Origin of the sequence: Mycobacterium sp. (genome assembly GCF_029961025.1) — a bacterium.
Lineage (GTDB): Bacteria > Actinomycetota > Actinomycetes > Mycobacteriales > Mycobacteriaceae > Mycobacterium.
Window position 1 is genome coordinate 602482 of sequence record NZ_JASBVP010000002.1, and the last position, 22777, is coordinate 625258.

At 65.5% G+C, this 22777-nt stretch carries 18 protein-coding genes; 6 read left to right on the forward strand and 12 right to left on the reverse strand.

What is annotated here, in order from left to right; genetic code table 11:
- Positions 1-145: 145 nt before the first annotated feature.
- From QJR12_RS03515 to QJR12_RS03535, 5 genes are all read right to left on the reverse strand, one after another.
- Positions 146-1540 (reverse strand): NAD(P)/FAD-dependent oxidoreductase, encoded by a 1395-nt coding sequence (locus QJR12_RS03515; protein WP_300576262.1) that lies wholly within the window; start codon positions 1538-1540, stop codon positions 146-148.
- Positions 1541-1582: 42 nt separating this feature from the next.
- A complete protein-coding gene (locus tag QJR12_RS03520; protein WP_300576265.1) occupies positions 1583-2161 on the reverse strand; it encodes a TlpA disulfide reductase family protein in 579 nt (192 codons plus the stop codon).
- Between the two features lie 119 nt (positions 2162-2280).
- Entirely contained in the window at positions 2281-2712 is a 432-nt protein-coding gene (locus tag QJR12_RS03525) for a hypothetical protein (protein ID WP_300576268.1), read from the reverse strand.
- Positions 2713-2913: 201 nt separating this feature from the next.
- A complete protein-coding gene (locus QJR12_RS03530) occupies positions 2914-3303 on the reverse strand; it encodes a metalloregulator ArsR/SmtB family transcription factor (RefSeq protein ID WP_300576270.1) in 390 nt (129 codons plus the stop codon).
- Between the two features lie 593 nt (positions 3304-3896).
- Positions 3897-4391: a hypothetical protein gene (locus QJR12_RS03535; protein ID WP_300576273.1), complete on the reverse strand. Its 495-nt coding sequence runs from the start codon at positions 4389-4391 to the stop codon at positions 3897-3899.
- 100 nt (positions 4392-4491) lie between these two features.
- Between QJR12_RS03535 and nrtS the strand changes: the two genes are divergently transcribed.
- On the forward strand, positions 4492-4782 hold the full coding sequence (gene nrtS / locus QJR12_RS03540; protein ID WP_300576276.1) for a nitrate/nitrite transporter NrtS: 291 nt from the start codon (positions 4492-4494) through the stop codon (positions 4780-4782).
- A gap of 326 nt (positions 4783-5108) precedes the next feature.
- On the opposite strand, the gene QJR12_RS03545 is transcribed toward nrtS, so the two are convergent.
- Positions 5109-6173 (reverse strand): cobalamin-independent methionine synthase II family protein, encoded by a 1065-nt coding sequence (locus tag QJR12_RS03545; protein WP_300576278.1) that lies wholly within the window; start codon positions 6171-6173, stop codon positions 5109-5111.
- Positions 6174-7098: 925 nt separating this feature from the next.
- Between QJR12_RS03545 and QJR12_RS03550 the strand changes: the two genes are divergently transcribed.
- The gene (locus QJR12_RS03550; RefSeq protein ID WP_300576281.1) at positions 7099-7833 is read left to right on the forward strand and encodes a Crp/Fnr family transcriptional regulator; all 735 of its coding nucleotides are present in this window, start codon (positions 7099-7101) and stop codon (positions 7831-7833) included.
- 1030 nt (positions 7834-8863) lie between these two features.
- On the opposite strand, the gene QJR12_RS03555 is transcribed toward QJR12_RS03550, so the two are convergent.
- Together QJR12_RS03555 and QJR12_RS03560 are read right to left on the reverse strand one after the other, a co-directional pair.
- On the reverse strand, positions 8864-9358 hold the full coding sequence (locus tag QJR12_RS03555) for a methyltransferase (RefSeq protein ID WP_300576284.1): 495 nt from the start codon (positions 9356-9358) through the stop codon (positions 8864-8866).
- Positions 9359-10057: 699 nt separating this feature from the next.
- A complete protein-coding gene (locus tag QJR12_RS03560) occupies positions 10058-10348 on the reverse strand; it encodes an antibiotic biosynthesis monooxygenase (protein WP_300576570.1) in 291 nt (96 codons plus the stop codon).
- A 103-nt stretch (positions 10349-10451) separates the two neighbouring features.
- Between QJR12_RS03560 and QJR12_RS03565 the strand changes: the two genes are divergently transcribed.
- Complete coding sequence (locus tag QJR12_RS03565) at positions 10452-10643, forward strand: hypothetical protein (protein ID WP_300576287.1); 192 nt, start codon at positions 10452-10454, stop codon at positions 10641-10643.
- A gap of 263 nt (positions 10644-10906) precedes the next feature.
- Here QJR12_RS03565 and QJR12_RS03570 read toward each other — a convergent pair whose 3' ends face one another.
- The gene (locus tag QJR12_RS03570) at positions 10907-14497 is read right to left on the reverse strand and encodes a hydantoinase B/oxoprolinase family protein (RefSeq protein WP_300576290.1); all 3591 of its coding nucleotides are present in this window, start codon (positions 14495-14497) and stop codon (positions 10907-10909) included.
- A 493-nt stretch (positions 14498-14990) separates the two neighbouring features.
- On the opposite strand from QJR12_RS03570, the gene QJR12_RS03575 reads away from it, so the two are divergent.
- Positions 14991-15545, forward strand: a complete 555-nt coding sequence (locus tag QJR12_RS03575) for an OsmC family protein (protein ID WP_300576293.1) — start codon at positions 14991-14993, stop codon at positions 15543-15545.
- Between the two features lie 134 nt (positions 15546-15679).
- Here the strand turns inward: QJR12_RS03575 and QJR12_RS03580 are convergent, their stop codons facing one another.
- Positions 15680-16891 (reverse strand): DNA polymerase domain-containing protein, encoded by a 1212-nt coding sequence (locus tag QJR12_RS03580; RefSeq protein WP_300576572.1) that lies wholly within the window; start codon positions 16889-16891, stop codon positions 15680-15682.
- Positions 16892-16979: 88 nt separating this feature from the next.
- Here QJR12_RS03580 and fadD2 point away from each other — a divergent pair, with 88 nt between their 5' ends.
- Positions 16980-18659, forward strand: a complete 1680-nt coding sequence (fadD2, locus tag QJR12_RS03585) for a long-chain-fatty-acid--CoA ligase FadD2 (RefSeq protein ID WP_300576295.1) — start codon at positions 16980-16982, stop codon at positions 18657-18659.
- 27 nt (positions 18660-18686) lie between these two features.
- Here the strand turns inward: fadD2 and QJR12_RS03590 are convergent, their stop codons facing one another.
- Complete coding sequence (locus tag QJR12_RS03590) at positions 18687-20885, reverse strand: acyl-CoA dehydrogenase (protein ID WP_300576298.1); 2199 nt, start codon at positions 20883-20885, stop codon at positions 18687-18689.
- A gap of 176 nt (positions 20886-21061) precedes the next feature.
- Entirely contained in the window at positions 21062-21709 is a 648-nt protein-coding gene (locus QJR12_RS03595) for a TetR/AcrR family transcriptional regulator (protein WP_300576301.1), read from the reverse strand.
- A 79-nt stretch (positions 21710-21788) separates the two neighbouring features.
- Between QJR12_RS03595 and QJR12_RS03600 the strand changes: the two genes are divergently transcribed.
- A complete protein-coding gene (locus tag QJR12_RS03600) occupies positions 21789-22691 on the forward strand; it encodes an oxygenase MpaB family protein (RefSeq protein ID WP_300576304.1) in 903 nt (300 codons plus the stop codon).
- Positions 22692-22777: the final 86 nt, after the last annotated feature.

Consider the following 22777-nt stretch of genomic DNA (forward strand, 5'->3'; position numbering starts at 1 on the left):
TTGTCGGTCCGCACGTCACCGGCAGCTCCGCGAGTCGGGGCCCGGGTGGCTGCGGGGCCAGGCGGGTCGGCCCGCGATTCCCGGCCTGCGCGAGACCGAGACCCCAGAAGGTACACCCACGGCGACGCAAGCCTTCGCTGGTGTGTCATGGGGTTGCCGCGCTGGCACGGGGCCCCAGGTTGAGCTCTTCGGCGGCGTGCAGGTAGGCCTCGCTGTAGGTGGGGAATTGGGCGATGCCGTCGAGCAGGGTGTCGATCGGGATGTGCGCGCGAATGGCGAGTGCGGCCTGATGGATCCATTCCCCGGCCAGCGGGGCTACCGCCCACGCGCCGACCAGGACACGCCGGTCGCGGTCGGCGACCAGGCCCAACGTGCCGGCGGGGTGGGTTTCGTAGGTCCAGGGCCGGGCGAGGGCCTCGGGCAGGTCGAGTTCGGCGGTGGTGATGTCGAGGCCACGACGAGCGGCCTGCTCGGCGGTCAGCCCGACCGCGGCGACCTCGGGTTGAGCAAAAACGACTCGGGGGATGGCGGTGTAATCGGCGCGCCGGCGGGCGCCGAGGATGTTGTCGGCGACCAGCCGGCCCTGATACATCGCGACATGGGTGAACATCGCGATGCCGGTGACGTCGCCGAGCGCCCACAGCCCGTCGCCGGTGACCCGGCAGTGCTCGTCGACGTCGATCTGGCTGCGCTCGCCGGGCGTGACACCGACGGTGTCGAGGCCCAGATTCTCGGTGTTGGGCCGGCGTCCGGCGCCTAGCACGATCACATCGGTGCGAATGGCGGTGCCGTCGTCGAGTTCAACGACGGTGTCCGCGCCGACGGGCCGGGCGGTGACAGCCTGACGGGACAACCGAACCGCGATCCCGTCATCGCCGAGTCGGTCGGCCACGAGTTCCCCGACCCGGGGGTCTTCACGCCCGAGCAGACAGGGACCGCGCTGAACGATGGTGACCTGGCTGCCCATGCGGGCCATAAACTGGCCGAGCTCGACGCCGACGGCGCTGCCGCCGATCATGACGGTGCGGCCCGGAACATCGCGCAGCGTGGTGGCCTCCCGGTTGGTCCACAGGGTGGTCGCATCCAGGTCATCGAGCCCGGCGAGCGGCGGACGCACCGGCCGGGATCCGGTGGCGATCACCACATGGGTTGCGCTGAACTCGGTGTCGCCCGCCCGGACCCGCCACGGGTTTCGACCGGTCAATCGGGCGGTGTCTTTGACGACGGTGACGCCTTGCCGCTGATATCCGGCGATCTGTTCGGAATCGTCGAGGTGGCGGATCATGAAGTCGCGGTAGCCACGCAGCGCGGGCCAGTCCAGCGCAGGAGCGGACAGCCCGGCGGCGTTGGCGGCCTCGGCGCGGGCTTCGGTGGGCCGCAGCAGCGTCTTGGAGGGGATGCAAGCCCAGTAGCCGCATTCGCCACCGATCAGCTCACGCTCGATCAACGCCACCCGCAGTCCACCGGCCAGCAGCCGCGAGACGGCCACCTCACCGCCGGGTCCGGCGCCGATCACGATCACGTCGAAGTCGGTCTGCATCGGCTGATCCCTTCTCGCCGTTGATGCTTCGCGCGTTGATCACTACACGCCCGCACCCGCCTGGCGCAGCGCGGTGGTGATCTGGTCGGCGGACGGGCCGGTGGCCCGATAGGTGACCTTGCCGGCGGGATCGACCACGATCAGTGTGGACAGCGCAGTGACCTGAAAGCGGCCGGTCAGAACCGCACCCTTGTCGATCACCGCGGGAAGTGTCGGGGCACCGACCTGACCTAGAAAATCGGTGGCCTTCTGCGGCGGGTCACTCGGGTCCATGTCGACAGCCAGGAAGGCAGCCTTGCCGCCGGGGGTCTTCGCGGCGGCCTGGGCGAAGGATTTCCCCCCGGCGAGGCACTCCTCGCAGCCGGCCACCGAGAAGAAGAACAGCGCAGTGGGGACCCGGCCGGGCACCGTCACCTGCTTGCCATCGACGGTGGTCAACGTGACCGGTCCCGAGGTGGCGTGAGTCGCGGCGGGCTTACCGGCGCCGGTCGGGCTGGGGCTGGTGGATGGTCCGCACGCGGCGGCAGCGCCGATCGCCAGCACCGCGGCCGCAACGGCCTGCAGGTACGGGCCCACACCGCGGCGGCAGACGACAGCGGGAGTTCGATTCGACGTGGTCATGGGATGGGATCCCTTCTCATCGAGATGATCGGCCACCCGGGCCGGCCCTGTGGCGGGTTCGTCACCGAGTGTCGGCTAGTTGTCGGGGTGGTCGGTGCGGCGGCCCGTCCCGGGTGCGCTCAGGGGGCACAGCACTCGTCGTCTCCGACACGGTCGGCGATGCGGCGGGCGCTCCACCACGCGGTGGCCGCCAGGACGGCGGCCCCCCTGGAGGCTCGGTGCCCAGCGGCTTGCCGCAGCGCATACACCTGCAGGGTTAGCACGCTCGCCAGCCCGGCCCCGAGCAGCAGCGCAAACACCACATCGTTTACGGTCAGCCGACCCCAGTTGGACGGACCCACCTGCATGGTGTGCAGCCCGGGCAGTACCAACGTGTAGAGCGCGGTCCCGGCCAGCGTCAGCCCGACAAACAGCAGTCGGTAGCCGCGGCGGCGGGCCACCGCGGCCAGCACCGCCGTGGTCGAGGACCGGCCACGAGCCGAGGGCCTCGCGTCGTCGAGGTCCGGCTTCGCCGGGTGCGCGCCAGCGTGCGACTCGTGCGGGGTATGCATCAGTTGTCCTCCTGCATCGGTTGTCGATAAGTGCTGTCTGCATCGGTGGTCGATATGCGCCGTCGGTCACCGCGCCCGGGCCATGCGCCACCCCGGCCGGCAGGACGGGTGTCACCGCGGGCGGCATGCGCTGAATGACCGGCCGGCGAGAACGCCCAGCACGCCCACCGACAACAGCGCCGAAGCGGTTCTTGTCGATGCTCACCGCCGCCGCGGCTTCGCCGGTTTCGGGGGCCCGGCGATGCGTACGCATTCGGCCAGCGCGGCCGCGTTGTCGGCGGCCAAAGCCCGGGCCAGCAACACCAACTCGGCCACCCTCGGATCAGCCACTTTGTAGTGCGCGTACCGGCCCTCCCGGCGCACCTGCACATAGCCACAGTCGGCCAAGCACGCCAAGTGCGACGACACCCGCCCCTGCGACATCCCCAAGTGCGTCACACACTGGCTGACGGTGTGCTCGTCGTGCAGCAGAAACTCCAGCAGTCGCAGCCGCGCCGGCTCGCCCAGGGCCCGGAAGAACTTGGCCACCATCTCGACCCCGCTGTCGGTCTCGGGCAAAAACACCACGTTGGGATCGCTACGGCGGCTCACTCCCGTCACCTCACTTACGGCCAGGCTCGATACCTTGGTGTCAAGTTTAACCTATAATGATCCGGATGTCCGAATATACCTTTACGGGTCCGGCGTGGCACGGCAATGGCAATATGCGACAAACTGTTTGATAAACGTCGCAGGTCACCGCCGCAAGCACCTGCGGATGTGATCACGAACGACACGGGCTTTTCTGTCTCTCAACCGTCCCGGATTCATGGGCAACTCCTCATTGGTTAGGAGTCGACATCTTCGTATTCGTCATTGTAGATACGAATTTCCGGATATTTTGATTATTTGAGTGACGGCGCGCCGCTTGGCGCAGCCAGGCCGGTGTGCGGGTCGATCGGGCCGCCGGTCGGGGGTATACCCAAAGCGGGTTCCTGGGGTGGGGCGAACTGCGGCGGATCGGTTGCCGCAGTGGTGCCGTCACGGTAACGGATCGTCTGTGGTATGTGACGGCTCATGCGTGGACGGAAACCGATACAATACATTCGAATCTCCGGATGTATTGAGCTATAGTCAGTCGCGGTAGACGTCAAGACTGTCGTGGCTAGTCGACCCGATCGGCATCGGAGGAGGGGCCGCATGGGCTATGAGCTGGCGATCATCGGATCCGGTTTGGCGGCGCTCGCCGACGCAATCGGGTTCGGCTCCCGGGCATCACGGTGGCGTCGTTCGGTGTCGACATGCCACGGTTGATTAGCGCTAAAGACGAGCCGTCCGCCGTTATCGAGCCGGTGTTCACCCGGGAGGGCATATCGGCGCAAACCGGCGCGACGGTCGATCGGGTCGAGCGTGACCACGGCGGTTACCGGTTGGGCTATCGCGGTGCCTGCGGGCATGCCGGCGAGGCGCGCGCCGAGCAGCTGCTGGTCGCCACCGGACGCGGGCCGGTCACCGATTCGCTGGACCTGGCCGCCGTGGCGGTGAAAACCGGGCCGCGGGAACACCGCCGAACGCGACTCGGGGCGACCGCTGGGGGGCCATGTAATCGCCGACGGCTCCGGAGAGGTCATCGCCGCCGCGCTGGCCAACAAGGCCACGGTGACCCAACTGGCCCGGCAATGAAACCCGTATTTGACCATGGCCGAGGGCTCAAGCTGGCCTCGCAAACGTCCACCCGCGATGTCGCGAAGATGTCCCGCTGCGCAGGGTAACCCGTCCCGCAATGCACGAGAACTGGCTATGGCCGACACGAAGGTGACCCCGATTACCTGGGAGCGGCCGGTGCAAGCGCTCGGCTTGTTTCTGCGTGGCCGCACGCTGCGTGCGGCCACGCCGACGGCGTTGATCGTGGGCACCGTGCTGTGTGTGGTCAATCAGGGAGGCGTGTTACTCAGCGGTGAAGCGTCCACCGCAACGTGGGTACGGATGGCGATCAACTACATCGTGCCGCTGATTGTTGCCAGTATCGGCTATCTATCGGCCTGCCGCAAACCGCGCCAGCACGGCACCGCTAACCCGTCGGACCGCTAACGGCTCCGGTTCCGTGAGGACACACTAGGTACCCGCTTCTTCGACATTGCCGGCGGAGCCAACGGTCTTGATTTTTCTGCCCCCAGCGTGGTCGTTGACAGCGCGCCTCTGCATCCATCAATGCACGGAGGGGAACCGTAGCGGCGGCGTACATATCACCCGCGGTTTCCGCCGTATCGGCGGTGTGACAACTGATAACCACACGCGTGCACGAGCGCCGGCACGGTGTCTGCGATCAAGGAATCGAGGGGCGCCCGCGTACCACCGAGCTTGCGCGGTCGACGGGAATGTGATGCGGGAATTCGGTGATGGAAAATCGGCAGGGTTTACCTGCCGAGCTCCCTGGCTGCCAGCTGGGTACCGGCCACCCGGGCGCGGATCTTCGCGAACGCGGTCTCCCGTGCGGTGGAGGTGTCGTCACCGAACGGCGCGAACCCGCAATCATCACAGGTACCCAACCGGCCCGGATCGATGAACGCCGCGGCCTCCAGCACCCGGTCCCGCACCTCCTCCACCGTATCGACCCGCGAGCTGATCGGATCGGTCACCCCGACGAAAATCCGCTGCCCCGGTCTGGCGTGCTCGGCGATCAGGCGCAGCACCCGTGGCCGGTCCGGCTCGCTGGCCAGCTGGATGTAAAACACCCCCGCGTTCAGAGCGAAAAGCTCCGGCAGCAGCCCCGCGTAGTCGACGTCGGCGCTGTGCGGAGAGTCCTGGTCGCCGCCCGGGCAGGTGTGCACCCCGATCCGCTGCCGCTGCTCGGCCGAGAACTCGGCCAGCACCCGGTTGTTCAGGTCGATGAACGACCGCAGCAGCTGTCCGGACGGGTCGAGCTTCAAGGCGAGCCTGCCCTCGGTGAAATCGATCTGCACGCTGTGTGCACCCGCCTCCAGGGCGCCGCGGATGTCTGTGACCGCCTCGCGAACCAGATCGACCAGGAACTCCTCCCGGGGGTAGCCGTCAATGCCGTCGGCCGGGTACAGCAGGCTCAGCATGGACGCGGCGATCACCGCCTGCTTGACCGGGACGTGGGCGTAACGCAGCGCCACCTTCAGATACCCATCGGCGTGCCGAGCGTACCGGAACGGCCCCGCCGTCAACCGGGGAAGCTGCCGGGTGTGCCCGTCGGCGAACGGGATTACCAGCCCGTCCGCGGCCAGCGACTCCAGGCCTGCCAGGGGGTAGGTCGCAAAACTTGGCTTGGCCTGTTCTCCGTCGACGACCACCGGCGATCCCGCTGCCTCGAGTTCGTTGATGGTCTCCCGCACGGCATCCTCTGCCAGCCGGGCATAGGCGTCAGCGGCGATCCGCCCGGCGACCAGGTTCCGGCCCGCCTCGATGAGCCACGCAGGCCGGGGAATGCTGCCGATGGGCTCGGTCGGAATAGCCATGACGTTACCTCCAGATCAGATAAGGGTTCATTCCCGCGGTGCGGCGGCAAACCGAGCCGGTGTCGCACCGCGCCGTCTCACGGCAGCACGGGCAATACGAATGCCGAAGCGCTCTCGCTTATTCCATTGCAGCTGGGCCCGGGATCAGGACACCACCGCGGCGATTACCCGAAGCGAATAGTGTCGTCTTGCAGACACTCTTCGGCTATGTGAGGGTGTGCGGTCTATGGTCAGCACCTGTGGGCTACCGATGAGCACACCGGTCGGTGCCTTCCTTAAAGCGTCAGCCAAAGGCGGGTCAACGTCGCAACGGGGCAACGGTGGCCGGCAGCTAAGGAGGCCACGGGGTCGGCCGGTTAGCGACCCGCACGGAAACCATGGCGCTAGCGAAATTGATTGTGGGCCGCGGCATTGTCGTCAGCGACTGGCCCGCTGTGATCACCGTGGTGGTGGTTGCCCCAGTGGTGTGACCCGGGTCCGACCAGGGTGGTCATCGGCCTCGCTACCGCGAGCAGGTACGGTTTTCGCCAGTGCTGGGCTGGTGCACCTGGACCAGCGCCGGCGCCTGCCGGTTCGAGGCCCTACCCCGGCCGAGGCGGTGGCCGTTTACGCTGGCGATGGCGCGGCGCTCGCAATGTGCCAGCCGCTGCCCGCCCGTCGCGGCCCGAGTCCTGGCGTGGCCCAAGCGGGCCTGTTATCCGGGCCGGCCGTGTGTCGGCGGGGCGCGTCATCCGGACCCGACGTGACGAAGACGTCGAACCGGGGGCCGGCTAGCCGACCGATGTGGCACCGCCGCAGCGCCGAGGCCGGCGTTGTCGGGTGCCTCCCGATGCCAAGAGTTATCGAGCCGAAGGGAAATCTGCGGGCGCGGGAAGATCCGTGTCGGCGCGATGACACGATCGAGCAGACAGCGTAGGGGAAGTCGATGCCCGACCACCGCCCGGGACCTATCCGGCACGCGATGCTGGCGCTCACCGGCGGTGAGAGCCCAGCAGACACACTTATCCGCCACGCCGCGTGGGTGGCACGCTGTGTTGGCCGCGGTGCCACCGCACCCCTACGCCAGGAGGATGTCACGGCGCTGGCCAAGACCCTGACGTATCGGCAATTCCATTCCGGCACAGTTCTCTTCACAGCCGGCCAGGAGTCATCCGGGGTTTGGATTGTGCGCCGGGGCCAAGTCGAGCTCGCGGTCGGCTCAGGGCGTCGCCGCGCCGTCGTCGACGTGTTACGGGCAGGCGACGTCGACGGGGACATTCCGCTGCTGCTGGAAATGCCGATGGCTTACACCGGTCGTGCGCTCGGTGACTGTACCTGCTTATTCCTTGACCCCGCCGCGTTCGATGCTCTGCTGGCAACCCATCCCAACATCGCGCGACGCTGGCTTTCCTCTGTCGCTCAACGAGTCTCCGCGAGCCAGGCCCGGCTCCTGGAACTGCTGGGTCAACCATTGCTAGCGCAGGCAGCCCGGCTGCTACTCGACGAATCGGTCGACGGAACCGTCCCGCTGGCGCAGCGTACCCTCGCCGCCATGCTTGGCGTACAACGATCCTCGCTGAATAAGATCTTGAAGGATTTTGAGCGTGAGCGCCTGATAGCCATCCACTACGCCAGAATCGACATCATCGACGAGTACGGTCTGAAAGCCAAAGCCACCTGAAGGAGCAAGAAGAACCGCCGGCGCGATGACCGGACCTTGCGCCGGGATGGGCGACCACCGCAAGCAGACATCGGACCGCCGTCCAGCCGAATCTGATGCACCGCGCTGGCGCCCGGTGCATGCGCCGATCGGCTTCTATCTGGAAATGGGATCGCCAACACCTGACTTTGCCCCTGGGGCAATCCCTTCCGCTGGTGTTACCGCTGGGCCGCCAAATTAGAATTAGACGTCGGCCGACGGGTGTCCTTTGGCCAGCAGGGAGGGAAATGCGCCGGTAGGGCATGCGGAGGGAACCTGGGTTCAGAGCCGACGCATTTCTCGTTTCATTCGCGATGGCTCGAGAAAAAGCATACGGGGCGGATAGTACCGCGGCTGGCGAAGATCCAGCGGTAGAGTCGGCGATTCCTGCTGCATGTCAGGGGCGATCGCCTCGGTCCGCACCGGGGCTGGCGGCGGCGCCGTGACGGCTGCCGTGGTTGAAACCGCCGGGTGTTCCGCGGGAACACCCGCAGCCGGCGGGGCCGCAACGTCGATCAATGCTGACACCGATTTGACATCCAGTTCGTGCCCGGGGTTGTCGATTCGCGGGGCTGGCAGTACAGACATCGCAGCGCCTCCCTTATTCTTCGGTCGATTGACAGGTAGTAACACCCCCTGCAATGCGCGCCGGGTTTGATTGCATTCGTGACTGTCGCGCAGACGACAATCCGGCGCCTCGATGGGTTGCCGCCGGGCCAGTCCGGCGCTTCGTCACCGCCGAATGGTCAGCCGGCTGACAATGTTTCAGCGAGCGGGTCGATGCTGGGGACTCATGGACGGATACCGACCGCGCCGATCGCGTCGGAGCCTACGCTGGAAGGCTCCTGGCGCGACATCCGATAGCACGGACAACAAGGAGGCATGATGACCGACGCGGCGACCGAAGGTCTGCCTTTCGGCCCTGGCCGCGACCCGCGGTGCTCGATGGCCGATAGTTCCTAGTAGTGCAGCCCCGGTGCGCCGGCACCGCGTGATTTTCCTAGCGTCAACCTTATTTTATTTGCTCTACTTTCGTTTCAATAATGTTCAATCCGATATAGCTTTCGAGGGCGATAACGAAGTAAGCCATATTGCCACTGACCAGCCCGGCGCCGACGAAGGCGAGTAGGTAGCTGTCGTATATCGGGTTTTTCAGAAATTTGAAAACGCTGGTGTGTGAAATTCTGCCACGATCAAACCAATTTCCGTTGAAGAGCGACTGCCAGCCGATTTCACGGATTGCCAGGCCGAACAGCAGTATCGCGAGGCCGAAAAATACATAGCCGATGACGGGCATGCTTTGAAAGCGGAGTAGGTAGTGCCTGTTCAAATTCATGACCAAGTATATAAAGAACGCCCAGAACGGCAGTATGGCCAGGCTGTGCAACAGCCAGCTATTGTTGTGCCAGCGATTGTAAAATCTCAAGTGCCGTTGGGCGAACACGCTACCGGAATTTATGCCGATAGCCAAGGCAAACATCGCGCAAGTAAGTAGCAAATATCCCATTCGAACCTCGTGATACTAAGTCGATCGGGTGCTGTTCTCGAAACAATCGTTTCGCCACAGCGGCGCACCGCGGTGATACATGCATTTACGTTCTTGTTTGTCCTGCGGAGACCCCGTGTGCCTTTCGATGATCTCGTCGATGTCCTCGGTAACTGTGGCTCCTCGGACGTCGTGGCGCGTCTGTGACCGCATCATACGACGCGACGCTGCGTCGTGCAGGCGTTTTGGCGCGCCTCGACGGCATCGTCGCGCGGTGCGGGCAATGCAGCGGGTGTTATGGGGTGCGGGGGGCTCGCCTCGGCTGTGATCAGACAGGAGATCCGTGACATCCCTGCAGCAGAAATTCTGCGAGCGTCCAGGCTGCGCAACGATATCGCAAAGCCTCTACTCGAGCGGCACAATCGCTAGTCGCTCCCCTGAAGCTTGACCTTGACGGGCCGTCTCGACCATTCAGGTGCGGTCCCGGCCCCGACAGTTGCCCATTTCACGTGCCCGTTCCAGCGGGAAAACCCTGTCGCTGGATGTCACCGAGATCTTCTCCCGGGGATCAGCAACAGTCGCATGGAAAGCCTCGCGCCGCAGCACGTTCGGATTGCCAGCAACAGCACCCACTAGCGATGATGCCGACTGCTAACCGGCGGCGCCACACCACACCCGCTCCTCAACGCACTCGGAATTACCTGGTGCGCCGGCAGGGCGTTATTTGACCGCGAGAATATCGATCGGCCGGATGTCGGGCTCTTTCGCCAACAACTCGTCGGCTATTTTGCCGAGTTCCACTGGCATCTGACCGGTCAGGTGTGCTTGCCGGCCATCCTCGTCGGCGAACGTGTCGAAGATCCCGTATGTGGTGTCGCTCAACTTAAATGCGTACCAGCTCATCGTTTGTGGTTCGGCGGCTGCGATCGCGCGACCGGCTTTCAGAAATGCGGCAAGGTCGTCGCCCTTACCGGGCTTGGCTTCTAACAGGGCGAGGATTCCACAGCTCATGCTCACGTCTCGTGTCCTTTCGGTCGTCGGTCGTTGACCAACATACGCGGCGCACTCTTCCGCGGGGAGTAGCGAATCCGACGCATATGATCCCGTTGCCGACATGCGGGTCGTGGTGGTGGCGCTCGGCGGTGTGTTCGACTCCGGCCTCAGCGTCATGCTTGACATCCTGGGCGCGGCGAACTCGACGTGTGAGAACCTGGCTGTGGCCCTGGCAGGCTTTGACATCATCGTCGTGGGACTGACCGTCAAGGCCCGAACCGAGCCCGGGTTGCGGGTGGAAACGGTCCTGTAAACGGTGGTAACGGCGCAGCCTGTCGCACCCTGCGTTGTCCGAATTGGCGAGCCGTTTTGATGGCGCGGGAGCGGCAATCGCATCTTCGACGAGCTGCCCGACGGTGGTGCGCCCATCGAGGCGGGGTCGATGGACATGCGACCCGCCTACGCCAAGGCAGTGCGCGTGCGGGTGATCTGTTTTGATCCCTTACCATGTCATCAAACTCGCGCACCGGAAACCGCCCGGGCACGACCGGATAGCAAACCCGCGTCGCACGAGCGTCATTCGGGTGTGCCGTAGCCGCCGCCGCCGGGGGTTTCGATCACCAACACATCACCGGGCCCGACATCCGTCGAATCGCACCCGGCCAGCTCGACGGTGCTGCCGTCGGCGCGTTCCACGCGGTTACGTCCCAGCTGCCCGGGTGAGCCGCCCGCCATGCCATAGGGGGCGACCCGCCGGTGACCGGAAAGCACACTGACCGTCATGGGCTCGGTGAACTCAATGCGACGCACGGCACCGTCACCGCCGCGCCATCGTCCGGTGCCGCCGCTGCCGCGCCGGATGGCGAACTCTTGCAGGAGCACAGGGAAACGCGATTCGAGCACCTCGGGATCGGTGAGCCGGGAATTGGTCATGTGGGTCTGCACGACGGAGGCCCCGTCGAACCCCTCGCCCGCCCCAGAACCGGACCCCACGGTTTCGTAGTACTGAAACCGCTCGTTTCCGAAGGTCACGTTGTTCATCGTCCCGGCCCCCTCGGCCTGCACCCGCAGCGCGGCGAACAACGCGCCGGTAATCGCCTGGGAGGTTTCGACATTACCGGCGACGACGGCGGCCGGGTAGGCCGGCGCCAGCATCGTTTTCTCGGGAATGATGATGCGCAGCGGACGCAGGCAGCCGTCGTTGAGCGGGATGTCGTCGGCCACCAGGGTCCGGAACACGTAGAGGACCGCGGCCCGGACCACCGAGGACGGCGCATTGAAGTTCGTGTCCAGTTGAGGTGATGTTCCAGTGAAGTCGATGGTGGCGCTGCGGGTGTCGCGATCGACCGTAACGCGGACCGCGATCGTCGCGCCGGAATCCATCTGGTAGCGGTATTCGCCGTCGCTGAGCCGATCGATGACCCGGCGCACCGCCTCCTCGGCGTTGTCCTGGACGTGACGCATGTAGGCCGTTACGACGTCGAGGCCGAAGTGGTCGATCATCTTGCGAACCTCGTCGACGCCCTTTTGGTTCGCGGCGACCTGCGCACGAAGATCGGCCAGGTTGGTGTCGGGTGAGCGCGAGCCGAACGGGGCTTCGGTGAGTAGACGCCGGGTTTCGGTTTCCCGGAACTGTCCGTTTTCCACCAGCAACCAATTATCGAAAAGGACGCCCTCTTCGTGGATGTGATGACTATTTGCCGGCATGGATCCGGGTGTGATCCCGCCGATCTCGGCATGATGCCCGCGCGAGGCGACGAAAAACAGCCGGCGCCGGCCGCCGGCGTCGAAGACCGGGGTTATCACCGTAATATCCGGCAGGTGGGTGCCGCCGTGGTAGGGGTCGTTAACCGCATACACCTCACCGGGTTTCAAAACGCCGGCCCGCCGACGTAGCACTTCTTTGACACTGGCGCCCATCGAACCCAGATGCACCGGAATGTGGGGTGCGTTGGCGACGAGGTTGCCGTCCGGGTCGAACAGCGCACAGGAAAAGTCCAGCCGCTCACGGATATTCACCGACTGCGCGGTGGCTTCCAGGCGGGTGCCCATCTGCTCGGCGATCGACATGAACAAGTTGTTGAAGATTTCCAGCAGCACCGGGTCGGCTCTGGTGCCCGCGCCGGGGGGCGGGGGTGCGCTCGTACGCTCGATGAGCAGATGCCCGGCGGACGTCGTGGTGGCCCGCCAGCCCTCGTCGACCACGGTGGTTGCGTTAGCCTCCACGATGATCGCCGGCCCGGTGACGGTCTCCCCCGGCGGCATCCGCCGGCGGTGCCGCAGCGGCGCGTCGCGCCAGCACCCACCCGAATAGATCCGGACGGTGTCATCCCTGGAAGGAGCGGTCTCGTCGGTCAGCTGATCGGCGAGATGGGAAAGGTCGGGCTGCTCGGTAAGCCCGATCGCCTCGACCGAGATCGCGTCGGCGATCAGCGGACGCTCCATCAGAAACGAATACATGGCTCGGTGGCTCTCTCGGAACGCCGCGGTCATGGCGTCGATATCGGTTAACTGGACCGGAATTACCGTGTCCGTTCCCTCGTAACGCAGGTGCACCCGGCGGAGCACCCGGATCGCGTGCTCGGGCACGCCTTCGTCGAGCAGTTCACCGCGGGCGGCCTGCGCTAGCGAGTCGGCGACGGTGGTCAACCGGTCCAGCGTGGCGGTTTCGAGGGGCGCCTGTATGGCCTGCTCGCGCATCGCGGTGGTGTCGGCCAGCCCGATGCCGAGCGCCGACAGCACTCCGGCCATCGGCGGGACCAGCACCGTGCGAATCCCCAGGGCGTCGGCGACCGCGCAGGCATGCTGCCCGCCGGCGCCACCGAACGTGGTGAGCGTGTATCTGGTGACGTCACGGCCTTTTTGGACCGAGATCTTCTTGACCGCGTTGGCCATGTTGGCCACCGCGATCCGCAGGAATCCCTCGGCAACCTGCTCGGGGGAGCGCTCATCACCGGTCTGGTCGCGGATGTCGGCGGCCAGTTGGCGGAATCGGCGGCGCACAATCTCATCGTCCAGTGGCTGGTCGCCGTCGGGACCGAACACCGCCGGAAAATGCGCGGGCTGGATACGGCCGAGCATCACGTTGGCGTCGGTCACGGTGAGCGGACCCCCACTGCGGTAACAGGCCGGGCCCGGGTCGGCACCGGCCGAGTGCGGCCCGACCCGATAGCGGCCGCCGTCGAAGTGCAGGATCGATCCCCCGCCGGCGGCCACCGTGTGGATGTCCAGCATCGGGGCACGCAGCCGCACCCCAGCCACCCGTGTGGTGAGCACGCGCTCGTATTCGCCGGCGTAGTGCGACACGTCGGTGGAGGTGCCGCCCATGTCGAAGCCGATGACGTGATCGAACCCCGCCAGCGCCGACATGCGCACCATGCCCACGATGCCGCCGGCGGGTCCGGACAGCACGGCGTCCTTGCCGTGGAAATGCTCGGCATCCGTCAATCCGCCGTTGGATTGCATGAACATCAGCCGCACACCGGGCAGCTGGGCTGCCACCCGATCGACATACCGGCGCAACACCGGGGATAGGTAGGCGTCGATGACCGTGGTATCGCCACGCGGGACGATTTTCACCAGCGGGCTGACCTCAGATGACAGCGAGATTTGGGTAAAGCCAACCTGTTCAGCCAGTTTGCCGATCTCCCGCTCGTGCACCGGATACAGGTAGCTGTGCAGGCACACGACCGCGACCGCACGGATTCCGTCGGTGTGAGCCTCGCGCAGCAGTCCGGCCAGCCGCTTCAGGTCGGGCGATCGCAGCACCGTGCCGTCGGCCGTGACCCGCTCGTCGACCTCGATCACCCGCTCATACAGCAGCTCCGGAAGCACGATGTGGCGGTCGAATATTCGGGGGCGATCCTGGTATGCGATGCGCAGCGCGTCGCCGAAACCACCGGTGATCACCAGAAGTGTGCGCTCCCCGTTGCGTTCCAGCAGCGCATTGGTGGCCACGGTGGTGCCCATTCGCACCGCGTCGACGTGGGCACGTTCACCATCGGCGCCGAGCAGCTCCCGGATTCCGGCCACCGCCGCGTCGTGGTATCGGGCCGGGTTATCCGAGAGCAGTTTGTGGGTGAGCAGCCGCCCGTCGGGGCGGCGTGCCACGATGTCGGTGAACGTGCCGCCGCGGTCGACCCAAAACTGCCAGCCCGAATCCGTCACCCGGACTTCCTTTCACGGCGCAGACACGGCGTGCCAACTCTATCGGAAACGTTTCCTCGACGACTGTGCCAACGCGCCGACGAGCACCGCATGGAGGGGTAATCCCGTCTCCACGACGAAGTTGTTCGGCAGCGACCCGCACCCGCATCGCATCACGGACTCACGCGGGCGCCTCGCCGATGCCACCGCAGAGCCCGCACGAGTGCGGCGGATCCGCATCGGTCAAATCGTCGAAATCAGAAATTCGTTGTACCAGAACACGATACGAAATAACGGTCGCCATCGATGGCCTTACGGGGGGCGCACGGTTGACCCCTTCGGCCTGCCGCGCTATGCACTGGTCGTGGGCTCTGCCGGGCGCCCTTACGGTGCATCCCCCGGAGAGCCTTTGGCCACAAAACTGCTTGACGGTCCTGTTCGCCAGTAGGTAACGTTCTGATTACGGGCGATCTGATGACCGTGAAACATCCCAACTTTACTCGGTAGGTGACAAGTGGCTACTACGGTTAACGGACTTGATGTTGCGGCTCTTGGGGAGTTTGCCGAAACTGTGAAGCAGGATCCCGCCAATGGGCGCGTCCAGTTTAATGTGAAAACCCAATGGCAGGGACAAACCCGGACGGTGACCAGCATTGAGTCGTATTCATTAGGCGGTCAGCGTTATCCGCGTAATTTCGAGATAGCGGCCGATGAGCCGGTGGAATTACTCGGCAGCGGCAGCGCGCCAAATCCACAGGAATTGCTGATGGCGGGTCTTAACGCGTGCATGTCGGTCGGATATGCCGCCGTGGCTGCGACAAAAGGAATCACGGTTCGATCGCTGGAAATTGAGACCACCGGCGAACTCGATCTTCGGGGATTCCTGGGCCTAGATGAAGCCGTCAACCCCGGCTACGACGAAGTCCACTACACGGTTCGTATCGACGCGGATGCCACCCCGGAGCAGATCCAGGAGATCCACGAGGCCGTCATGCGGACTTCGCCAAATTTCTCCAACTTCGCCAAGGCCATTCACATGGTGCCTAAGGTCGAGATCGCCGGCTCGTAATGAGCTCGTCATGAGTGCTCGTATTAAGCCGTAGGGTCTATTGCGTCACGGCAAACCGGCGGGATAGGACGGGCAAGCTCAGGGCTGGCTCAAAAGGGGAGCGCGGAGGTAAGTGGAGGTAAGTGGCTGTTTCCTCAACGCTTGGACCACGGGCTGTAGTCGGCGATGAGTTCACCCTGCGGCGGGCGTTCGCCGGCCGGCACATGCTGCAGGTTGATGCGGACCCGATACCAAACGGAGCTTGGTCCGCGCATCGCGTCGACGAGGATGTCGGCGGGCTGTAGCCGGCCGGCCGCGGTGGGGAAACGCTTGCGCCAGGTTTCCAGCGCGGCTATCGCCTCATCTTTGGTCTTGGTGCGGGCGATCTCGATGAGCGGCATCGAGGGGATCCTCCTGCGGAGGGGGTTTCCGCCGCGCCGCCGTGGCGATTTTTCCGTCGGACCCAATTCTTCGGCCAGCGCCAGCAGGGCGTCGAGGTCGCCGACGCTGCCGTCCATACCCGCCCAGGGGTCACCAATGGTCGCGAACCGCGCCGGCACGGTGGCCATGGTGAACGCCTCCGGACGGCAGGTTGCGACCTCGTCCCAATCGAGCGGCGTGGACACCCGGGCGTCCGGGGTGGCGCGCACCGAATATGCCGAGGCGACGGTGCGGTCGTAGGCGTTTTGGTTGAAGTCGACGAACACACCGTGCCGTTCCTCTTTCCACCAGCGGCTGGTGGCTAAATCCGGTGCGCGCCGCTCGACCTCACGCGCAACGGTCTGGGCGGCCAGCCGCACCTGCGGAAAAAGCCAGCGCCGGGCAATGCGGGCATATATATGGAAGCCTCGCGATCCCGACGTTTTCGGCCATCCGGTAAGCCCGTGATCCTGCAAGACCTCGCGCGCCACAAGGGCGACATCGACGACCTGCCGCCAGCGAACCCCGGGCAGCGGATCCAGGTCGACCCGAAGTTCGTCGGGATGATCGAGGTCTTCGGCGAGCACCGGATGCGGGTTGAGGTCGACACAACCAAGGTTGACGACCCATGCCAGGCCGGCAGTGTCGTGGATGACCACTTCGTTGGCCGAGGTTCCCGAGGCGTAACGCAGTTCGGCCACATCCACCCAGTCCGGCCGCTTCGCCGGCGCGCGCTTCTGAAAGACCGCCTCGTGCCCGATGCCCTTGACAAAGCGTTTCAAGATCATCGGGCGCCCGGCCACGCCGCGCAGCGCGCCCTCGGCAACGGCCAGGTAGTAGCGGATCAAGTCGAGCTTGGTGTAGCTGGGTCGGCCGTCGCCGCCGGGGAAGATGACCCTGTCCGGGTGGGTGATCCTGACCTGGCGTCCACCCACCTCCAGTGACATCGGGCCGGTCACGGGCCTTCATGGTAATCGCCGGCAATTTTGCGGCGGCTTCGCGACCTGAGTCACATCTTGCGCATATTGTGAGGCCATGCCTCTTCTCACCGAAGTGCCCTCACAGACGTGGGCCAAACTTCGGCAATACGCCGAGCGCGGCGCGGCCGAACTGCATTACCTACGCAAGATCATCGAGTCGGGCGTATTCGCACCACAGCCACCGCAGAACTACGCGGCGATGGTCAGGGACATCCGACGCTGGGGTGAAATCGGCATGATGCCGGCGGTCAACGCCCGGCGCACCCCGGCCCGGGTGGCGGTCATCGACGAGGAAGGATCGTTCACCTACCGGGAGCTCGATGAGGCCGCCAACGCAGTCGCTCACGGCCTGCTCGCCAAGGGTGTGCGTGCCGGTGACGGCGTGGCGATTCTGGCCCGCAACCACCGCTGGTTTCTCATCGCCAACTACGGCTGCGCCCGCGTCGGCGCCCGCATCATCCTGCTCAACAGCGAGTTCTCCGGCCCGCAAATCAAAGAGGTTGCCGAGCGGGAGGGCGCCAAACTGATCATCTATGACGACGAGTACGCCAAGGCCGTCAGCCTGGCCGATCCGCCGCTGGGCAAGCTGCGGGCCCTGGGCGTCAACCCGGACAGCGACGAACCGTCGGGCAGCCGCGATGAGACCCTGGCCGAACTCATCGCCCGCAACAGCACAACACCGGCCCCTAAGGCGGCCAAGCACGCCTCGATCATCATCTTGACCAGTGGCACCACCGGGACCCCCAAGGGCGCGAACCGCAGCACCCCGCCGACCCTGGCACCCGTCGGCGGCATCTTGGCGCACGTCCCGTTCAAGGCCGGCGAGGTGACGTCCCTGCCGGCGCCGATGTTCCACGCCCTGGGGTACCTGCACGCCACCATCGCGATGTTTTTAGGCTCGACGTTGGTGCTTCGGCGACGGTTCAAACCCGCCGCAGTGCTGGAGGACATCGACAAGCACAAGGCGACCGCGGTGGTCCTCGTGCCGGTGATGCTCTCACGCATGCTCGACGCGCTGGAAAAAATGGAGAACAAGCCGGATTTGTCGAGTTTGCGGATCGTGTTCGTGTCCGGATCACAGTTAGGCGCCGAGCTGGCCACCCGTGCGATGAAAGACCTTGGCCCGGTCCTCTACAACATGTACGGGTCGACCGAGGTCTCGTTTGCCACCATTGCGGGACCCAAAGATCTGCAGCTCAACCCCTCGACCGCCGGACCGGTCGTCGCGGGGGTGAAGGTCAAGATCTTCGATGACAACGGCAATGAGGTACCTCAGGGACAGGTCGGCCGGATCTTCGTCGGCACCACCTTTCCGTTTACCGGCTACACCGGTGGTGGCGGCAAGCAGGTCATCGACGGGCTGTTGTCCTCTGGTGATGTCGGCTACTTCGACGAACACGGCCTGCTTTACGTCAGCGGTCGCGACGACGAGATGATCGTCTCCGGGGGCGAGAACGTTTTCCCCGCCGAAGTGGAGGATCTGATCAGCGGGCACCCGGATGTGGTGGAGGCCACCGCGATCGGCGTCGAGGACAAGGAGTGGGGTGCGCGGCTGCGCGCGTTTGTGGTTAAGAAGCCGGATTCGACCCTAACCGAAGACGACATCAAAACCTATGTCCGCGACCACCTGGCCCGCTATAAAGTTCCCCGCGACGTGATCTTCCTCGACGAACTGCCGCGCAACCCCACCGGCAAGATCCTCAAACGCGAGTTGCGCAACCTCGAAGTGCGGTAGCACCGGCCGGCCCGGCTCCTCCCCGGGCTACGGGTCGCGGGGCAGGCCCAGCAGCCGCTCGGCGATGATGTTGAGCTGTATCTCCGAGGTGCCGCCGTAGATGGTGGTGGCGCGGCTGGTCAGCAGGTATTCACCCCACTTCCCGGGCAGCTCCGCGGGGTCGCCGATTGCACCGTCGGTGCCGAATGTGGAAAAAGCGAACTCGGCGTAACCCTGAGCGGTGCGCATCGAGAGCAGCTTCGAGATCGCCGCCGACGGCATGGCGTCACCCCCGGACAGCGTCAGCAGCGTGGAGCGCAGGTTGAGCAGCTTTAAGGCGTGGCCCTCGGCGATCAGCCATCCGGCCCGGTGTTGTGCGACCCGGTCGAACTGGCCGGCGCGAATGAACTCCACGAACTCCTCCAGATTGGCCAAGAACGGAGCCTCGGTGCTTCCTATCGAAACCCGTTCGGCGGTAAGCGTGTTGCGGCTGACTTCCCAGCCCCGGTTAACCTCACCGAGCACGCACTCGTCGGGCACGAACACGTCGTCGAGGAAAACGGTGTTGAACATCTCTCTACCGGTCAGCTCACGCAGCGGTTTCACCTGCACACCTTCGCTTTTCATGTCCACCAGAAAGTAGGTGATGCCGTTGTGCTTCGGGGCTGACGGGTCGGTGCGCGCCAATAAGGCTCCCCAGTCGGAGAACTGCGCGGCCGTCGTCCAAATCTTCTGCCCGGTGATGCGCCAGCCGCCATCGACCCGGGTAGCCTTGGTGGTCAGACCGGCCAGGTCAGAGCCAGCTCCTGGCTCGGAAAATAGTTGACACCAAAGTATTTCACCGCGGAACGTGGGCGGCAGAAACCGCTTTTTCTGTTCCTCGGTGCCGAACGCCACGATGGACGGGGCAATCCACATCGCGATGCCGATCTGCGGGCGCCTGACCCGGCCGGTGGTGAATTCTTGGGCGATGATGATCTGCTCGGCAGGGCCGGCCGCCCGGCCCCACGGCTTCGGCAAATACGGCAGCACCCATCCGCCCTCGGCGATGGCAACCGTACGCTGTTCGCGCGGCATCGCTTTGAGCGCAGCGACCTCAGCACGAATCTCGGCCCGCAGCTTATCGGTTTGCGGGTCTAAGTCGATGTCGACTTTGCGCATCCCCGTGGCGATGGCGGTGTCCACCACCCGCTGCGGGTGTTCGGTGCCGCGGCCGAACGACGCCGCCAGCAGCAGCGCGCGCCGGTAGTAAACGCCTGCGTCGTGTTCCCAGGTGAACCCGATGCCGCCGTGCACCTGGATGCAATCCTGGGTGCAGCGCTGCGCGGCCGCCGGGGCCAGCGTCGCCGCCACCGAGGCGGCGAACTCGACCCCCGAAGCAGTGACGTCCCAGCTTTTTTCGCGGGCTTCATCGATCGCGCGAGCGGCATCCCAGACCGCGGCGGTGGCCCGCTCGGTGTCGGCGATCATCTCCGCGCATTTGTGCTTGACGGCCTGGAATTGGCCGATCGGCCGACCGAACTGCTCGCGGATCTTGGCGTAAGCCGCCGCGCTGTCGGTCGCCCACCGCGCCACCCCGACGGCCTCCGCGGCCAGTAGTGTCGCCATCAGCGCACGCGCGACGGGAGCGCTCAGGTTGCTCAAGACCGCGTCATCGCCGACCTGGACCGCGTTGGCACGCACATGCGCAATTGGCCGCAGCGGGTCGATGCTTTTGACCGGTTCGATCTGCAGCTGCTCAGGGTGCATCACCACCCACTTTTCACCGCTGTCGATCGCGACCGGCAGCACCAGCACCGACGCCTGTGCCGCCGCGGGAACGGCTCGGGCTTCGCCCCGGATCACCAGCGCGTCACCGTGGCGGGTGGCGGTGAGCCCCGAATCCCGGGCGTAGGCGCCGATAGCCGCGCCGGATGCCAGCTCGGCAAGCACCTTGGCGTCGGGGTCGTGCGCTGAGATCAGCGCACTGGCGATAGCCGACGGCACGAACGGGCCGGGCACCGCGCCGTAGCCGAACTCGGCCAGCACCACGGCCAACTCGAGGATTCCGAAACCCTGGCCGCCGACGGACTCGGCCAAGTGCAGCCCTTGCAAACCTTGATCGACGGCGGCCCGCCAGTACGGCGGGGGATTGTCGATAGGGGTTTCCATCGCCGCGTGCAAAACCTCCGGCGGAGCCCACCGGGCCACCAGAGACCGCACCGAATCGGCCAACTGCTGATGCTCGGGAGTTATCGCAATAGGCATGGTTCGCCTTTCGTCGCTTTTATGAGGGCTTTCACCGGGCTTTACCGAGGCCCTCGCGGCCGGCCATCCCGTTCCAGCCATCTGTCTCAATCTAATAACCGGTGGGTTGGTTGACTATAGCGGTCAGCCGTCTTGCGGAAGCCGGTCGCATCGTGGGGCGTCCCGGTGCTTCGCCGCTAGCGGTACAGCTCCGGTGCGGCGAGTTTGTCGAGCAGCGAGGCCAGCTGATCGACGAGCTCATCGGGGCCGAGCCGCACTTCGCCGCTCAACCAGGCGCTCAACGTCTGCCCCACCCCGCCCACCACGAAGTGTGCGGCCGCCCGGATCCGGTCGTTCTCGGGCACCTGCAGCGCGTTCTCGACATGCTGGCCGGACAGCATCGCGAATAACCCGGCGGATTCGACACGTTTGCGCACCACCACGGCGTTGGCGGGATCCGCGCCGAACAGCAGCCGTCCGATCCGGGCATCAGCGGCGATCGTCCGCACGATGTTGGCCATGCCCGCACGGGTCTGCTCGGCGGCGGGAGCCGCAGCCACCGCGGCCTGGGTGGTGGCGGCCAGTTCGCCGACCACCCAGTCGAAGACAGCACCGATGAACTCGTCCTTGTCGGTGAAACTTTCGTAGAAGTAGCGGGCAGCTAAGCCGGCTCGGCGACAGATGCCGCGGACCGTCAGTTCGGCGGCGTCACCCTGAGCTGCGCCCAGCAGATCCAGGCCGGCGGCCAGCAGCCGGTTTCGGCGGGCGGCCGACCGTTCGGCGGGCCTGACGCCGCGGTATGGCCGCACACTCGACGTCTGGGCTAACCCGGCTTTGCAAGCCATGGGCATCATCTTGACATCGCGTCAACCACGGGACAACATCAGGAATCACTCGTTCTCACAATTAGCGGACAGGTGTGGTATGACGATCCGCGAGCCGATCCCACACGTCGAGCGAGCGATCACCGATCCGCCCTACCCCCGGCGCTCACACCGGTCTGGGCTGCGGGGAGCACGTATCGGCGACGGTTTGATGGGGTTGGCGCTGCTGGCCGGGCCGGCCAATGTGATCATGCAGCTCGCGCGGCCCGCCGTCGGTTACGGCGTGCTGGAAAGCCGCGTCGAAAGCGGACGGGTGGACCTGCATCCGATCAAGCGGGCGCGCACCACCTTCACCTACCTCGCGGTGGCCGTTGCCGGTAGCGACGCACAGAAGGCGGCCTTCCGGCGCGCGGTAAACCGCGTGCACGCTCAGGTGTACTCGACGCCGGATAGCCCGGTGGAGTACAACGCCTTCGATCCCGAGTTGCAGCTGTGGGTGGCGGCGTGTCTGTACAAGGGCGCGGTCGATGTGCACCGGATGTTCGTCGGCGAGCTGGGAGAGGAGGACGCCGACCGCCACTATCGCGAGGGCATGCTGCTGGGCACCACGCTGCAGGTGCCGCCGCGGATGTGGCCGGCGGACCGGGCCGCCTTCGACCGCTATTGGCGGGAGTCGCTGAAAAAGGTGCATATCGACGAGGCGGTGCGCGACTACCTCTATCCGATTGCCGCAGCCCGGGTGCGCGGGGTGAAGTTGCCCGGCCCGCTGCAGCGCTGGTCGGAAAGTGTCGCGCTGTTGATCACCACCGGCTTTTTGCCGCAACGGTTCCGCGACGAGATGCGGCTGCCCTGGGACGCCGTCAAGCAGCGGCGCTTCGACCGGCTGATGGCGGTGCTGCGCACGGTGAACCGGCTGATGCCGCGGTTTGTCCGCCAGTTCCCGTTCAACGTGCTGCTGTGGGACCTGGACCGGCGGATCAGAACCGGTCGGCCGCTGATCTAGCGGAGACCGGCGCCCGGCATTGCGGTTAGCAGGCATTGCGGTTAGCAGGAGTTGCGGTTAGCAGGTCACCCGACCCATCATCGTCG